Origin of the sequence: Kitasatospora sp. NPDC053057, from assembly GCF_044546945.1 — a bacterium.
Classification (GTDB): Bacteria; Actinomycetota; Actinomycetes; order Streptomycetales; family Streptomycetaceae; genus Kitasatospora.
Genome location: NZ_JBITZP010000159.1, coordinates 1 through 1,065, shown reverse-complemented (window position 1 = coordinate 1,065; position 1,065 = coordinate 1). Strand labels below are relative to the sequence as shown.

Here is a 1,065-nt window from a genome sequence, read left to right as displayed (position 1 = left end):
CTTGCTGTGTCGGTTGCCGCAGGCGCCGGTGCACTCGCAGGTGCGGTCGGCGCGGGCCATGACAGCGGTCCAGGCCGGGGTGGCGGCGAGCGGGTCGGCGGTGGGCGGGGTGGGGGTGTGGGTCTCGAACAGCACGGGTGCCTCCGTACGTCGATCCGGGGTCGGCCGGGCGGCCGGGGCCGTCTCCACCGGCGGGCGGTGGAGGCGACCCTGACGGTCCGGGCGGTCAGTCGAGGTCGGTGATCGACGTCTGGCCGGGCGTCTCGGCCGGGGCGGCGGTGACGCGGTCCCAGGCCTGGCGGAGTCGGGCGGCACCGGCGACGTAGCCCAGCTCGCGGAAGCGGGCCTCCATTGCGCGGAGGCTGCGGGGCGGGTCGGTCTCGGTGCGGATCATGTGGACCACGACGTCCAGCTCGACGTCGCTGAGCGGGGCGCCCGGGGCGGGCGACGCGGGCGCGTCGGGGGCCGCGTCGACCGCGTCGGCCGGGGTCTCGGCCTCCGTCTCGGGCTCGGGCTCGACGTCCAGCTCGGCCTCCGGCTCGACCGTGGGCTCGGGGTCCGGGGTCCGCACCGGCGCGGGCGCGGCGCTCTCGATGGGGGCGGTGGGGGGCGCCGACGCGGTCTCCGGGTCGGGCGACGCGGCCGCGTCGACGGCGGGCTCCACCGGGGTCGGGGTCCGGCCGTACAGGCCGTCGAGGGCGGCGATGGCGGCGGCGGCGGTCCGCTCGGCGTAGGCGTTGGGCAGGGCCGTGCCGAGCCGCGCGTCGCCCGCGCCGATCCGGCGGGCGAGGCGCCAGGCCGCCTTCTCGGAGCGTCGGCGGACTCGCTCGATCGGGTGACGCTCGGCCCGGGCCCGGTGGTACTCGACCAGCCGCAGTGCGTCGCCGGTGCGGCGGTCCGCCTCGGCGTCGACTCCGGTTCGGGCGACGACGATTGAGCGGGCGAGCAGGCCCGCCAGCTCGGCCGCCGCCGTCATGGCCAGCGGAGACACGCCGTAGGCCACTCGCTCCGCAGCCGTCTGGGCGATCAGCACCCCGGCGGCGGCGGCCACGACGGGGATGCCGA

General features: G+C 78.6%; 1 protein-coding gene. It reads right to left on the bottom strand.

The features are described 5' to 3' along the window. Positions 1-226: 226 nt before the first annotated feature. On the bottom strand, positions 227-1,065 hold an 839-nt coding region (locus ACIG5E_RS39580; protein WP_396542195.1), incomplete at its 5' end, for a hypothetical protein.